The following is a 12,295-nucleotide window of genomic DNA, read 5'->3' as shown; positions in this document are numbered from 1 at the left end:
CGGCATGGCGACCAAGCAGTTCAAACTGCCCGACGTCGGTGAGGGCCTGACCGAGGCCGAGATCGTCAAGTGGCATGTGGCGGTGGGCGACACCGTCGAGATCAACCAGACGATCGTGGAGATCGAGACTGCCAAGGCGATCGTGGAGCTGCCGTGTCCGTTCGAGGGGGTGGTGAGCGAACTGCTGGCGGACGAGGGGGTGACGGTGGACGTGGGCGTGCCGATCATCTCGGTGGACGTCGGTGGGGATTCGTCCGGTGCGGAGGCGGTGCCTCGGGAGGAGGTCCTGAAGGAGGACCTTGTGCCGGACGCCGCGGAGGAGGCCGCCGCCGACGCGGAGCCGGAGCAGGCGAAGCGGCAGCCGGTGCTCGTCGGGTACGGGGTGAAGCCGGGGGCTACGAAGCGGCGGCAGCGTAAGGGCGGGTCGGTGCCCGGGTCGGGTGCGGGCGCGGAGGCCGGGGCGGGGCTGGCAGGTGCGGCTCACGCGGCCGGTGAGGCTCACACGGGCGGCGCGACCCACGCGACCGGCGCAGCCCACGCGACCGGCGCGACCGGCGCAGGACATCCCCCGCCCGCCCAGGGGGGCGACCCCACTCTCAGTGTCCAATGCGACACCCCTCCCCCGAGCCCCACAACCGAGCCTGTGGATAACTTTTCGCCGCTGGCGAAACCACCCGTCCGGAAGATGGCCAAAGATCTCGGTGTGGACCTCCGCACCCTGCGCGGCACCGGCCCCAACGGCTCCATCACCCGCGACGACGTCCAGGCGGCCACCGGCAACGGCACCACCGCGCCCACGCCGCCCGCACAGACCGGCCCGCCGGTCACCGCCCCGTCCACGGAACCCGCGCCTCACACCCCGCCGGTCGGCGACCGAGTCCCCCTCAAGGGCGTCCGGAAGGCCATGGCGGCGGCGATGGCGCAGTCCGCCTTCACCGCCCCGCACGTCACCATGTTCCACCAGGTGGACGTCACGGAGACGATGGCCACGGCCCGCCGCCTCCGCGAACTCCCGGACTTCGCGGACGTGAAGGTCTCGCCGCTCCTGCTGGTGGCCAAGGCGCTGCTGGTCGCGGTCCGCCGCCACCCGATCGCCAACGCTCGCTTCGACGGCGACGCGGTCGTCATGAACCCGTCGGTGAACCTGGGCATCGCGGCGGCGACCGACCGGGGCCTGATCGTCCCGAACATCAAGGACGCTCAGTCCAAGACCCTCCCGGAACTCGCCACGGCCCTCAAGGAGCTGACCGAGACCGCCCGAGCGGGCCGCACGACCCCGGCCGCCATGTCCGGCGGCACCATCACGATCACCAACATCGGCGTCTTCGGCATCGACACCGGCACCCCGATCCTCACCCCGGGCGAGTCCGCCATCCTGGCCTTCGGCCAGATCCGCGACCTCCCCTGGGTCCACGAGGGCGAGTTGGCGATCCGCAAGATCTCCGCCCTCGCCCTCTCCTTCGACCACCGCGTCCTGGACGGCGCCGAGGGCTCCGCAGTCCTCCACGACATAGCCACCATGCTCGAAAACCCCCTCCAAGCCCTCGCCTGGACCTGACAACCGCGCGGGGCCGGAGAACACCCCGGCCCCGCGCCCCAGCAAGGCCCCGCGCCAGCAAGGGCTGGTCCGCGAGGACTTCCCGCACATCTCCGCCCTCGGTCGCCACGCGCGCTCGTTGGCAGCCGCCGACGGCGTAGACCTGCCACCCTGCTCAGCGCCGCCGGGCGCGCTCGGTCAGGCCAGAGTGTCCGGCTGGATGAGCGTGTAGTCGTCCAGCAGCATGTGCAGCTGGGTCGCGCGCACCCAGCGCACCAGCGGGTCATCGAGAGCGACGATCATGGGCGTGGACTCCAGCCCTGCTGGCGTGGGCCGGTAGACCAGACCCGAGACCGCCACAGGAGCCACTTTCCGGGCACGCAGAACCACATGCCCGCCACGCAGATGCGGGCACAACCGCACCGACCGCTCCACACAGCTCGGGCACAGCGGCGGATGCGTGGTCGTGATCGGCGCAGGCCACGTACCGTCCGCGCCCTCGTACTCGCGCACCGACAGCATCCACACGGCATCGTCCCCGGCCCGCTGCCCGCACACCTGACAGAGCAACCTGCGCATCGCGCGACGCTGCCGCAGGAAGTGAACGGACTTGAACTGCGGAACCCCGACCCCCGGACTGAACCCCATACGCGCCCACAGCACTCCGGCAGCGTCCCGGTCGTACAGCGACTCGTCGGAATAAGCGACCCGCCCGCCACGGACGACGACGCGAGAGGGGGATGTGTCCTCCGATGACCACGCAGTGATGTACGGCACCGCGCCCCAGCGCGTCGACCTGTCTACGGTGGCAGCCTGATCGTGCAAGGACATGCGCACACGCCTCCCTAATATCGGGGCCGCATGGGACAGGCTGAAAGAATGGCTACATTCCCCAGATGTCGATCGAATCTTGGTCGACTCCCCACCTCGGCATGACGTGCGGAGCGGCTTTTCGCGCGTTTGACCGACATGTCCAACCTGCTTGCGGCTCGAATGTGACAGGCAACCCAGCGTGAGGCGCGAAATGGGACGTCAGTACCCCATTCGCGGGACGTCTGGGACGTTTTCCGTCTACAGTGAGAGAACGTCCTGGACGTCCCGGAAGGACTCGGCACCATGACCAACCTTGCGCTTCGCCAGGCGATGGACTCTGCGAAGCTGACGGCGGACGACCTCGCTGCACACTGTGGGGTCGATGTGAAAACCGTGACCAGATGGGTAGCAGAGGAGGGCCGGATGCCCCATCCCCGGCACCGCTGGGCGGTCGGCCAAGTCCTAGGAGTTGATCACACCGTGTTGTGGCCCGAGTCGATTCGGAAGAACATCAAGACCGGCCCCGACCGAGAGATCGTTGCCGCCTATCCGTACCGGTCGGCCGTCCCGAAAGCGCTGTGGCGCTCACTGATCAGTGACGCGACGACGAATCTCGTCTTCGCGGGCTACACCAACTACTTCCTCTGGCTGGAGATCCCGAACCTGCGCAGCATCCTGCGGCGCAAGGCTGAGCGTGGGTGCCGCATTCGCTTTCTCCTCGGAGATCCGGCAAGTGAGATAACGCGCCGCCGCGAGGAAAGGGAGGGCGTCCCCCTCACCATCGGTACGCGGATCAACATCACACTCGACGAACTCGGCAAGATGGGCGAGACCGAGGGAATCGACGTCCGATTCAGCGACGATCACATAGCCATGAGCGTCTTCATCTTCGATGAGGACATGCTGATGAGCACACACCTGGCGAACCTGGTAGGCCACGACTCGCCTGTTCTCCACCTGCGCCGAACACAGTCCGATGGCCTCTACGACCGCTACGCCCACCACGTGACCGAACTCTGGAACGGCGGTCGGCCCGAGAACGAAAGGCCGCAGCAGCCGTCCTGATCACGGGCCGCCAACGCGTGCAACAGGCCCATGACCGTCGCCGCGCCGACGGGCACCGTCGAACTGGACCCCCTCGCGTCGTGACCGACCGTTCTCTTGGTCCCCTGTCGACATAACGCAGGCACCAGACACAGCTCGCCTACGCCGACTCAATGCTCGACGTCCACCTCTCGCTAGGCACCAGCCCGTCTGTCCCCCGGGTACACAACCTCTCCCGACCGGCATACGCTGAGCACGGACTTGGACTCAGATTTCAGCGACACGCCGGGGTCCACCGCACCACCGGAGGGTCGCTGAAAACTCCGCCAAGAATCACGCACCTCACGCGCACCTGAACTGTGGCTTTACCGTGGGGTCCCCATCGCCCCTACGAGGGGTCGCAACGCCATGGTGCGGCAGATCCACGAGGAGATCCCGCAGGTCCCCATCGCCCCTACGAGGGGTCGCAACGGGATCACCTGGGCGCGCACGAGCCACCGGACCCAGAGTCCCCATCGCCCCTACGAGGGGTCGCAACCAGCGGTACCGCCGAGCTTCAGCGCGGCGTGGCTGTCCCCATCGCCCCTACGAGGGGTCGCAACGCCAGCATGGCGGCAGCGGTGCCCATCACAGCACCTTCCGTCCCCATCGCCCCTACGAGGGGTCGCAACCTGGATGTGTTCGGTGACGGGGAGGTCGGGGCGTGGGTCCCCATCGCCCCTACGAGGGGTCGCAACTGCTCGACCAGGACCCGGCGCTGGCCGAGCACGACCGTCCCCATCGCCCCCACGAGGGGTCGCAACATGGTGATCTTCACCGGGTCGCCTCGCTGTCCTGCTGTCCCCATCGCCCCTACGAGGGGTCGCAACACGTCGCCCCATTTCTGGACCGCCTTCACGGCGGCTGTCGTCCCCATCGCCCCTACGAGGGGTCGCAACGCTGATGGAGCCGCTGGACCGCGCCGCCGCGCGCTTGTCCCCATCGCCCCTACGAGGGGTCGCGCGTGCTGGCGCGGGGATGTGCCGCCTTCCCGCACTGTGAGGGGGTTGTTGGGTTCTGGGGTCGGCCCGGCCCCGGCGGCCCCTGGCGTCGGGGGCGGGTCTCGCGCCCTTCAGGAAGGGGGTTGACCCGTCATAGTACACAAGTTATATATGAGCCATGCCATATAGCGGAGTGGGTCGGGTTGTTGTGCTTGGGGCTGGGGTTGCTGGGTTGATGGCGGCTCGGGTGTTGGCTGAGCACTACGACGAAGTGGTTCTGGTGGATCGGGATGAGTTGCCTGAGCGGGCGGAGCATCGGCGGTTCGTGCCGCAGTCGCATCATGCGCATGGGTTGTTGGCGTCCGGGCGGCAGGTGATGATTCGGCTGTTTCCTGGATTGTCGGCGGAGCTGGACGCGGCCGGGGCGATCACTACCGGGTCGAACGATCCGGAGATGGGGGATCGGTCGATCTTCGTGGTGCGGGGTGGGACCACGATTCGTATTCCTGTTTGGTGGACGGGTGGGTTCTGCGCAAGCCGGGTGCTGATCGAGCATGCGATTCGTGCTCGGGTTCGGGAGATTCCGAACGTCACGGTGCGGGAGCGGACGCTCGTCACCGGGCTTCTGACGGGTGAGAACGGGCGGCGGGTCACCGGGGTCCGGACGCTCGACGGGGACGTGGGCGCCGATCTCGTCGTGGACGCCACCGGGCGGCGGTCGCGGTTGCCGGAATGGCTCGAACGGATCGGGTACCGGCCGCCGAAGGAGTCGGTGGTCCATTCCGACGTGCGGTACGCGAGCCTGGTCGCGCTCCCCGACCCGTCCTTCAATCCGGAGTGGATGATCGTCCTGGCCGCGCAGGCCACGCGCGGGTCGACCGTCGGCGGCGTCGTGCTGCGCGTCGAGAACGGGTTGCTGCACATCTCGCTCGGGTCGACCGGGCGCCGGAACCCGATCCCGTCCGACATCGACGAGCTGCGCGCCTTCGCCGACCGCATGACCGCGCCGGTGACGGCCGAGGCGCTGCGCCGTTCGGAGCCGATCGGCCCGGTGCGCACGTATCACGTCCGCACCAACGTCCGCCGCTACTACGAGCGGATGGACGCGATGCCGTCCGGCCTGGTCGCGATCGGGGACGCGGCCAGCGCGTCGAACCCGGTCTACGGCCAGGGGATGAGCGTGGCGGCGCTGGGCGCGGACGCGCTCGGCCGGCTGCTCGCCGCCGAGGGCGGCGTGCCGGGGCCGGGGTTCGAGCGGCGCGCGGCGCGGGCCGTCGCCGCCGTCTCGTCCGGGGCCTGGCGCCTGGCCCTCACCGAGGACCTGCGGTACGGGTGCCGCACCGAGGGTGCCCGGACGCCCTGGACGGCGCGCTTCGACGCGGGCTACCGGGACCGGCTGGAACGCGCGGCGTCGCTGGACCCCGAGGTCGCGGCGGCCTTCAACGACGTGCTGAACCTGAACCGGCCGCCGGCGGCGCTCGGTTCCCCGGCCGTCGCGCGGCGGGTGCTGCGCCCGCTGCGCGACCGCAACCCCGGTCCCCTGTCCGCGACCGTCCTCGCCGTCCTCGGCGTGTCCTGAACCCCGGAGCCCCTCATGTTCCTGCCGCTGTTCACCGACGTCGACGACGTCCTGCTGCACGTCGAGGCCGCCGGGCCCGAGGACGGTCCGCCGGTGGTGTTCCTGCACGGATGGCCCGACCTGTGGTTCAGCTTCGACCCGCAGATGCGCGCGCTCGCCGAGCAGGGGTACCGGGTCCTCGCGCCGGACCAGCGCGGGTACGGCCTGTCGTCCAAGCCGCCCGCGGTCGCCGACTACCAGATGCCGAAGCTCGTCAAGGACATCGTGCTGCTGATCGAGCGGCGGGCGTCGGGGCCGGTGCACCTGGTCGGGCACGACTGGGGCGGCGCGGTCGCCTGGGCGCTGGCGATCGAGCGTCCCGACCTGGTGCGGTCGCTGACGGCCGTCAACTGCCCGCATCCGCAGGTGTTCGCCGACGCGCTCCGCCGCAGGCCGTCGCAGCTCCTGCGGAGCTGGTACATGCTGGTGTTCCAGATCCCCGGGCTGGCCGAGACGGTGCTGAGCGTCCGCGACCACGCGGTCCTGCGGGCGATGCTCCGGCACGGCGCGGGCCTGGACGACGCCGACCTGGCCCGGCACCGCGCCGTGTGGCGGCATCCGGGAACCGTCCAGCGGCCGCTGTTCTGGTACCGCGCGATGTTCCGGAGCACGCTGCCGACGCTGCGCGCCGCCCCGCCGGACATGACGGTGCGCGTCCCGACCCAGATCATCTGGGGCCGCCGCGACGGCGCGTTCCGCGCGGATCTCGCCGCGCACAGCACCAGGCTGTGCGACGAGGCCGAGCTGCACGTGCTGAACGCCCGGCACTGGCCGCACCACGAGCAGCCCGAACGCGTGACCGAGTTGCTCGCCGCGTGGTTCGAGCGGCACGCGGGCCACGGCTGACCGATTGATATCCTTTCGGCGTCCACCGGAGGGAGCCCGATGCTCAAGTTCGCCCTGCTCGGTTTTCTGCTGCGTCAATCCATGACGGGCTACGACCTGGCCGCGGCGATCCGCAGCAGCATCAATTTCGTGTGGCCCGCGCAGCTCAGCCAGATCTATCGCACGCTGGGGCAACTGGAGAACGACGGCCTGGTCGTGTCCGAGGTGGTGCCGCAGCAGGGGCGTCCCGACCGGCGCGTCTACTCGGCCACCGACGCGGGGCGGCAGGCGTTCGACGGGTGGCTCGGCGAACTGGTCACCGAACTCGACCCGGTCAGGACGCCGTTCCTCGTGCGGTTCTTCTTCTCCGGAACCCGGGCGCCGGAGGAGATGGTCACGCAACTGCGCGTATTGCGCGACCTGCATCTCCGGCAACGCGACCAGCTCGCCCACGAATTGCCCGGATACATCGCGGAATTCGCGGCGGCCAACACCACCGACGACCGCGATCCGCTCATCTGGGACGCGGTGCGGCGGGCCGGGGAGATGCACGCCCAGACGTGGCTGGACTGGATCGACGAGACCATCGCCCGGCTGGAGGACGCCGCCGGGAAGGCTCAGCCGAGGTAGACGGGGACGGCCGCGCCGCCGAGCGCGGCCGTCTCGGCGGCGGCCGGGGCGCGGCGGCCGGTGCCGACGAGCAGCGCGTCCCGGTCGGAGAACGACGCGGGGAACGCGAAGCCGACGATCCGTTCCAGCAGTTCCCGGGCCGCCGCGAGACCTTCGGCGGGCGGCCCGGCCACGTCCGGCAGGTGCGCGACGAGGTCGAGGTGGTGCAGCGTCCACTCCAGGACGTAGGCGGCCAGGTAGTCGCCCGCCGTGAGGACCTCGCCCTTGGTGCCGACGTACGCGGACGGGTCGGCGAGCACGGCCGCGCGCCCGGCGGCGGCGCCGACGTCGTCCAGGTGGAACTTCAGCAGCCGGGGTTCCCCGTAGGCGGCGGCGAGCCGGACGGTCAGCGCGTCGAGCGGGTCGTCGCCGGTCGGCGGCGCCTCCAGGACGTCCCAGTACGTCGCGGCGTCGCGGGTGGGCGGGGCGTCGGCGGGCGTCGCGAGCGTGATCAGCACGTCCTGCGCGTCGATGACCAGGTGGCACGCCAGGTCGCGGACGAGCCACCCGGCGCAGCCGGACGGCGCCGCGAACGCGTCGTCCGGCAGTTCCGCGACCGTGTCGCGCAGCGCCGTCCAGGCGCGCGAGAAGAACGTCATGTCCGGCAGGCTAGTTGTTCGCAGCGATCGAGATGTTGAGCGCGGCCGCGTAGGTGACCCAGAGCCAGTACGGGACGAGCAGCCACGCGGCGGCCCGGGAGAGCCGGGCGAACACGGCGACGAGGATGCCGATGACGATCCACAGCGCCACGATGTCGACGACGGCCCAGCGGTAGGCGTCCTCGCCGAAGAAGATCGGCGTCCACAGGGCGTTGAGGACGAGCTGCACGGCCCAGAGCGTCAGCGACCAGTGCACGCCGTGCCGCGCCCAGACGAGCCAGCCCGAGATCCCGATCATCACGTACAGGACCGTCCAGACCGGGCCGAACAGCCACGACGGCGGCGCCCACGCCGGTTTGTCCAGCTCGGCGTAGGTGGACGTGGTGCCGTCCACGCCGAGCGCCCCGACCAGGGCCGCCACCGCGGCGAGCCCGAGGAACACCGCCAGTCCGATCCACCGTGTACGCGTCATGATCGCCCCCTCCCGGGTTCGTTACCCGGGACGCGGGGCGGCGAACGCGGAACGGCCCCCGCGCACGAGGGGCGCGCGGGGGCCGTCCGGGGGTGGGACTCGGGTCAGAACGCCTCTTCGGGGAGGTCCATCACGTCGAGCGTGGTGCCCTCGGTGATGACGCGCTCCGCGGCGATCTTCGGCAGGACCGTCTGCGCGAAGAACTGCGCGGCGGTGACCTTGCCGGTGTAGAAGGTGCGGTCGGCGTCGGAGACGTCGCCGCCGCCGAGCTTGGTCAGCGCGACCTCGGCCTGGCGCAGCAGCAGCCAGCCGACGACCAGGTCACCGAGGGAGAGCAGGAAGCGGCTGCTGTTCAGCCCGACCTTGTACAGCTCCTTCGGGTCCTCCATGGAGCCGAGCGCCCACCCGATCATCGGGTTGAGGATGCCCTGCACGTCGTCGAGGGCCTTGCCGAGCAGGACGCGCTCGTTCTTCAGGCGGCCGTTGCCGGCGCCGCTCTCCGCGAACGCCTTGATCTCGCCCGCGAGCACCTTCAGGGCCTCGCCGTTGTCCCGGAGGATCTTCCGGAAGAACAGGTCCATGCCCTGGATGGCGGTGGTGCCCTCGTACAGGGTGTCGATCTTGGCGTCGCGGATGTACTGCTCGATCGGGTACTCCTGGAGGAATCCCGACCCGCCGAGCGTCTGGAGCGACTCGGCGCCCAGCAGCGCGTAGGCGCGCTCGGAGCCGAAGCCCTTGACGATCGGCAGCAGCAGGTCGTTGATCTTCTCGGCCAGCTCGTCCTTGCGGCCCTCGTGCTCGGCGATCTGCACGGCGTCCTGGTAGGAGGCCGTCAGCAGGACCAGCGCCCGCATGCCCTCGGCGTACGCCTTCTGGGTGAGCAGGCTGCGGCGCACGTCCGGGTGGTGCGTGATCGTGACGCGCGGCGCGGTCTTGTCGGTCATCTTGGTGAGGTCGGCGCCCTGCACGCGCTCCTTGGCGTACTCCAGCGCGTTGAGGTAGCCGGTGGAGAGGGTGGCGATGGCCTTGGTGCCGACCATCATCCGGGCGTACTCGATGACCATGAACATCTGCTTGATGCCCTCGTGGACGTCGCCCACGAGGTAGCCGATGGCCGGGTGCTTCTCGCCGAAGGTCAGCTCGCAGGTCGTGGAGACCTTGAGGCCCATCTTCTTCTCGACGTTGGTGACGTAGGCGCCGTTGCGCTCGCCCAGCTCACCGGACTCGACGTCGACCAGGTACTTGGGCACCAGGAACATCGACAGGCCCTTGGTGCCGGGGCCGGCGCCCTCGGGGCGGGCGAGCACCAGGTGGAAGATGTTCTCGGACATGTCGTGCTCGGCCGAGGTGATGAAGCGCTTGACGCCCTCGATGTGCCAGGTGCCGTCGGCCTGCTGGACGGCCTTGGCGCGGCCGGCGCCGACGTCGGAACCCGCGTCGGGCTCGGTCAGCACCATCGTGGCGCCCCACTGGCGCTCCAGCGCCAGCTCGGCGAACTTCTTCTGCTCCGGGGTGCCGATGTGCCACAGGATCTGGGCGAAGCCGGGGCCGGAGGCGAACATGTAGATGGCGGGGTTGGCGCCCAGCACCTGCTCGGCGATCGCCCAGGTGAGGCTGCGGGGCGCGCCGGTGCCGCCGAACGCGGGCGACAGGTCGACGCGGTACCACTCGGCGTCCATCCACGCCTTGTACGACTTCTTGAAGCTCTCCGGCATGGCGACCGAGCCGGTCGCCGGGTCGAACTTCGGCGGGTTGCGGTCGGCGTCCTCGAAGGACTCCGCGAGCACGCCCTCGGAGAGGCGGTTGACCTCGTCCAGGATGCTGCGGACGGTCTCCTCGTCCAGCTCCGCGTACGGGCCGCTGCCGAGCAGTTCCTGGCGGTTGAACACCTCGAAGAGGTTGAACTCCAGGTCTCGGAGGTTGCTCTTGTAGTGCCCCATCGAACACTCCGTCTGGTCCGGCGGCGCGCTCGTGGCCCCGCGATCGTACTGGTCAGTAACTCGTCTTCATGCTACCCGCTGGTAACCGGCACGCAACCCATGCGCTGAGCACGTTCGAGCACGAGACGGGCGGTACACGACGGCGTACAGCGTGGTGCAAAGTGAGGCACCTCACAAGCCACGCGGACAGCCGCAAAAGGGTGCAAGAAGGGTGATCTGCGGGTATTCACCCCAGACCGGCTCACCAGGCCCATGCGGCGCCCACGTCCCGCTTGACGCCGTCGCCGCACTACCGATAACACACTCTCTGGTCCAACACCGGCAGACCCGACCAAACCCGCCACCCCGTCGGGGCGTCCGCCGCCTCGCCGCCCCCGGCTCCGCACCGCCACCCCGTCCCGTGCCGCGCCCTCCGCGCGCGACGGACACGCGCACCGCGGGAGAACAAGGAGGACCGCATGAGCTCCACCCCGGCACCGCGGCTCACCGTGATCGGCACCGGCTACCTCGGCGCCACCCACGCGATCTGCATGGCCGTGCTCGGCTTCGAGGTCCTCGGCGTGGACGTCGACGAGAGCAAGATCGCCCGGCTCGCGTCCGGCGAGGTCCCCTTCTTCGAGCCCGGCCTGCCCGAACTGCTCACCAAGGCGCTCGACTCGGGACGGCTGCGGTTCACCACGTCGTACGAGGAGGCCGCCCGCTTCGGCGACGTCCACTTCATCTGCGTCGGCACGCCCCAGCAGGCCGGGTCCGAGGCCGCCGACCTGCGCTACGTGGACGCCGCCGTCACCAGCCTCGCCCCGCACCTGGACCGGCGCGTCCTGGTCGTCGGCCGCTCCACCGTCCCGGTCGGGACGGCCGAACGCCTCACCGGCGTGCTGCGCGACCTCGCGCCCGCCGGAAGCGACGTCGAGCTGGCGTGGAGCCCGGAGTTCCTGCGCGAGGGCTTCGCCGTGGACGACACGATGCACCCCGACCGGCTCGTGTTCGGCGTCGCGTCCGACTGGGCCGAGGAGCGGCTGCGGGCGGCGTTCCGGCCCGTCCTGGAGTACGGCGCGCCCGTCGTCCGGACCGACCTGCCGACCGCCGAGCTGGTCAAGGTCGCCGCGAACTCCTACCTGGCCACCAAGATCTCCTACATCAACGCGATGGCCGAGGTGTGCGAGGCCGTCGGCGCCGACGTCAAGGACCTCGCCGACGCGCTCGCCCTCGACGACCGCATCGGCGGCCGGTTCCTCAAGCCCGGCCTCGGCTTCGGCGGCGGCTGCCTGCCCAAGGACATCCGCGCGTTCGCGCACCGCGCCGAGGAGATGGGCGTCGGGCAGGCCGTGTCGTTCCTGCGCGAGGTGGACGGCATCAACCGGCGGCGCCGCGCCCGCACCGTCGACCTGGTCTGCGAATTGCTGGACCACCGGCCCGAGGGCGCGCGGATCGCGGCGTGGGGCGCAGCGTTCAAGCCGAACTCCGACGACATCCGCGACGCGCCCGCGCTCGACGTCGCCGCCACGCTGCACGGGCTCGGCGCCGACGTCCGCGTCTACGACCCGGCCGCGCTGGACAACGCGCGGCGCGCGTTCCCGCAGCTCTCCTACGGCGAGAGCGCGCTGGACGTCGCGCGCGGCGCCGACGTCGTCGTGCTGCTCACCGAGTGGGCCGAGTTCCGCGAGATCGACCCCGAGGCGCTGGCGCGCGTCGTCGGCCACCGGCGGATCGTGGACGGACGGCACGCGCTGAACGCCGCGCAGTGGCGCTCGCACGGCTGGGAGTACCGGGCGCTCGGACGTTCCTGACGGCGCGG

General features: G+C 70.4%; 10 protein-coding genes and 1 CRISPR repeat array. Of the genes, 6 read left to right on the top strand and 4 right to left on the bottom strand.

Translation table 11 applies throughout. The annotated features are described in order from the left end of the window. Positions 1 to 4 precede the first annotated feature (4 nt). On the top strand, positions 5 to 1,558 hold the full coding sequence (locus C229_RS0107945) for a dihydrolipoamide acetyltransferase family protein (RefSeq protein ID WP_033424174.1): 1,554 nt from the start codon (positions 5 to 7) through the stop codon (positions 1,556 to 1,558). Positions 1,559 to 1,735: 177 nt separating this feature from the next. Here C229_RS0107945 and C229_RS0107940 read toward each other — a convergent pair whose 3' ends face one another. Beyond that, positions 1,736 to 2,368: a hypothetical protein gene (locus tag C229_RS0107940; protein WP_051108881.1), complete on the bottom strand. Its 633-nt coding sequence runs from the start codon at positions 2,366 to 2,368 to the stop codon at positions 1,736 to 1,738. 285 nt (positions 2,369 to 2,653) lie between these two features. Between C229_RS0107940 and C229_RS0107935 the strand changes: the two genes are divergently transcribed. From C229_RS0107935 to C229_RS29890, 4 genes are all read left to right on the top strand, one after another. Further along, on the top strand, positions 2,654 to 3,415 hold the full coding sequence (locus tag C229_RS0107935) for a DUF5919 domain-containing protein (RefSeq protein ID WP_018654540.1): 762 nt from the start codon (positions 2,654 to 2,656) through the stop codon (positions 3,413 to 3,415). 354 nt (positions 3,416 to 3,769) lie between these two features. After that, positions 3,770 to 4,398: a CRISPR direct-repeat array (repeat unit 30 nt; unit sequence GTCCCCATCGCCCCTACGAGGGGTCGCAAC). A gap of 154 nt (positions 4,399 to 4,552) precedes the next feature. Then, the gene (locus C229_RS29900; RefSeq protein WP_081639765.1) at positions 4,553 to 5,953 is read left to right on the top strand and encodes an FAD-dependent monooxygenase; all 1,401 of its coding nucleotides are present in this window, start codon (positions 4,553 to 4,555) and stop codon (positions 5,951 to 5,953) included. Positions 5,954 to 5,968: 15 nt separating this feature from the next. Then, positions 5,969 to 6,838, top strand: coding sequence for an alpha/beta fold hydrolase (locus tag C229_RS29895; protein ID WP_018654538.1), 870 nt, complete (start codon positions 5,969 to 5,971; stop codon positions 6,836 to 6,838). A 39-nt stretch (positions 6,839 to 6,877) separates the two neighbouring features. Continuing rightward, the gene (locus C229_RS29890) at positions 6,878 to 7,447 is read left to right on the top strand and encodes a PadR family transcriptional regulator (protein ID WP_018654537.1); all 570 of its coding nucleotides are present in this window, start codon (positions 6,878 to 6,880) and stop codon (positions 7,445 to 7,447) included. Here the strand turns inward: C229_RS29890 and C229_RS0107915 are convergent. From C229_RS0107915 to C229_RS0107905, 3 genes are all read right to left on the bottom strand, one after another. Then, a complete protein-coding gene (locus tag C229_RS0107915) occupies positions 7,435 to 8,085 on the bottom strand; it encodes a maleylpyruvate isomerase N-terminal domain-containing protein (protein WP_018654536.1) in 651 nt (216 codons plus the stop codon). The genes C229_RS29890 and C229_RS0107915 overlap by 13 nt on opposite strands. A 10-nt stretch (positions 8,086 to 8,095) precedes the next feature. Next, the gene (locus C229_RS29885; RefSeq protein ID WP_018654535.1) at positions 8,096 to 8,557 is read right to left on the bottom strand and encodes a TspO/MBR family protein; all 462 of its coding nucleotides are present in this window, start codon (positions 8,555 to 8,557) and stop codon (positions 8,096 to 8,098) included. Between the two features lie 104 nt (positions 8,558 to 8,661). After that, a complete protein-coding gene (locus tag C229_RS0107905; protein ID WP_018654534.1) occupies positions 8,662 to 10,497 on the bottom strand; it encodes an acyl-CoA dehydrogenase in 1,836 nt (611 codons plus the stop codon). A gap of 458 nt (positions 10,498 to 10,955) precedes the next feature. Between C229_RS0107905 and C229_RS0107900 the strand changes: the two genes are divergently transcribed. After that, entirely contained in the window at positions 10,956 to 12,287 is a 1,332-nt protein-coding gene (locus tag C229_RS0107900; RefSeq protein ID WP_018654533.1) for a UDP-glucose dehydrogenase family protein, read from the top strand. Positions 12,288 to 12,295 lie beyond the last annotated feature (8 nt).

Origin of the sequence: Actinomadura flavalba DSM 45200 (assembly GCF_000374305.1) — a bacterium.
Classification (GTDB): domain Bacteria; phylum Actinomycetota; class Actinomycetes; order Streptosporangiales; family Streptosporangiaceae; genus Spirillospora; species Spirillospora flavalba.
This window is presented reverse-complemented; position numbering and strand designations above follow the sequence as displayed.

Coding starts and splice junctions, on each gene's coding strand:
- C229_RS0107945 (WP_033424174.1), top strand. CDS start 5: ATGGCGACCAAGCAGTTCAAACTGCCCGACGTCGGTGAGGGCCTGACC.
- C229_RS0107940 (WP_051108881.1), bottom strand. CDS start 2,368: ATGTCCTTGCACGATCAGGCTGCCACCGTAGACAGGTCGACGCGCTGG.
- C229_RS0107935 (WP_018654540.1), top strand. CDS start 2,654: ATGACCAACCTTGCGCTTCGCCAGGCGATGGACTCTGCGAAGCTGACG.
- C229_RS29900 (WP_081639765.1), top strand. CDS start 4,553: ATGCCATATAGCGGAGTGGGTCGGGTTGTTGTGCTTGGGGCTGGGGTT.
- C229_RS29895 (WP_018654538.1), top strand. CDS start 5,969: ATGTTCCTGCCGCTGTTCACCGACGTCGACGACGTCCTGCTGCACGTC.
- C229_RS29890 (WP_018654537.1), top strand. CDS start 6,878: ATGCTCAAGTTCGCCCTGCTCGGTTTTCTGCTGCGTCAATCCATGACG.
- C229_RS0107915 (WP_018654536.1), bottom strand. CDS start 8,085: ATGACGTTCTTCTCGCGCGCCTGGACGGCGCTGCGCGACACGGTCGCG.
- C229_RS29885 (WP_018654535.1), bottom strand. CDS start 8,557: ATGACGCGTACACGGTGGATCGGACTGGCGGTGTTCCTCGGGCTCGCC.
- C229_RS0107905 (WP_018654534.1), bottom strand. CDS start 10,497: ATGGGGCACTACAAGAGCAACCTCCGAGACCTGGAGTTCAACCTCTTC.
- C229_RS0107900 (WP_018654533.1), top strand. CDS start 10,956: ATGAGCTCCACCCCGGCACCGCGGCTCACCGTGATCGGCACCGGCTAC.